Genomic DNA, 1287 nt, shown 5'->3' with positions numbered 1-1287 from the left:
AGGAAGTCGGCTTGCGTGGGGTCGGCCCAGCCGTCAACCAACTACAACCAGATTTGTTCTTTGCATTAGATTCTTCCGCCGCTGATGATACCAAGTCAGATCAGGCGCAAGGCCAAATGGACGGGGGCGCCTTGTTACGCGTCTTTGATCCGGGTGTCATTATGCCATTGCGTCTGAAGGAATTTGTGCTTGATACAGCTAATGACGCCCACATTCCGTTGCAGTACTTTGTGGCGAAGGGTGGCACGGACGCACACGGCGCGCAATCACAAAATAACGGTATTCCTTCAGTTGCCTTGGGGGTTGCTTCCCGTTATATTCACACGCACCAGACAGTTTGGTCAGTGGCTGATTTTGAGGCTGCCCAAGCGCTGGTTGAGACCCTTGCTCGTAAATTAGATAAGACAACCGTTCACGATATTGTGTACGGTGATTAATTAATAATAGAAATGGAGACTGACAATATGTTGATTGCCAGCTATAACCCAGCCGGAATGGGTGATGTATTAGTTGTGTTAACGGCCCCAGCTGCTGAGCACACGTTTGAACAAAAAGAGAATGTTGTCCGCATTGCAGATGAGCAGAACATGACGCTTGGTTTTAATTTTTTGCATGCGTCAACGATGTTGGATTTGCCCGAAACGGCTGGTCAAGTATTTTTGACGTCAGATGATGTTGCTAAGCTAAATGCTGTTTTAGTTGAAGCCGGTTTTGAAGCAGAGTTGGTTGCTGATGAAACGCCTAAGTTTGTCGTTGGCTACGTCGAAAAGGCTGAACCACATCCAGATTCAGATCACCTTCAAATTACAACGACGGTTGTTGATAATGATGAACGGGTTCAAATCGTGTCAGGTTCACCTAACATGCGTCAAGGCATTAAGGTGGTTGTTGCCAAGGTTGGTGCGATGATGCCATCTGGCTTAATTATTTGGCCGGGCGCTTTGCGCGGTGTCGCTTCAAACGGCATGATTACATCAGGTCGTGAATTGCGTTTGCCTAACGCACCACAAGTGCCTGGTGCCTTGATTTTGCCGGATGATTTTGCTGAAGTTGGTACGCCATTTGACGCAAGTTCAGCGGAAGCACAAGCATTATTTCAATAAGGTGAGGTGATACCGCATGGTTGATCGTCGGCCTATTGTTTTTTATGAGCGCTTAATGAACACCTATGATGGTCAGGTAGCGGCTCTAATGGCAGCTAAAACCTCGTATATTTTGTTAGCAACTGAAGACACAGATGCTGTTAATTTGTCATCGGCTTCAGTCACGGTCGAGACGCCGGTTCAA

1 protein-coding gene and 1 pseudogene are annotated in these 1287 nt (G+C 47.3%); both read left to right on the top strand.

What is annotated here, in order from left to right; all coding sequences use genetic code 11:
• Positions 1 to 437 (top strand): annotated as a pseudogene (locus tag WEIDD23_RS01855) (glutamyl aminopeptidase); the annotation flags it as partial.
• 27 nt (positions 438 to 464) lie between these two features.
• On the top strand, positions 465 to 1103 hold the full coding sequence (ytpR, locus tag WEIDD23_RS01850; RefSeq protein WP_010373637.1) for a YtpR family tRNA-binding protein: 639 nt from the start codon (positions 465 to 467) through the stop codon (positions 1101 to 1103).
• Positions 1104 to 1287: the final 184 nt, after the last annotated feature.

The sequence above is a fragment of the Weissella sp. DD23 genome (assembly GCF_001579105.1).
Lineage (GTDB): Bacteria > Bacillota > Bacilli > Lactobacillales > Lactobacillaceae > Weissella > Weissella cibaria.
Note: the sequence above shows the minus strand (reverse complement) of the source record. Positions and strands in the feature narration are given on the sequence as shown.

What these genes read in the sequence shown, in the direction of transcription:
- ytpR (WP_010373637.1), top strand. Translation starts at nt 465, where the DNA reads ATGTTGATTGCCAGCTATAACCCAGCCGGAATGGGTGATGTATTAGTT.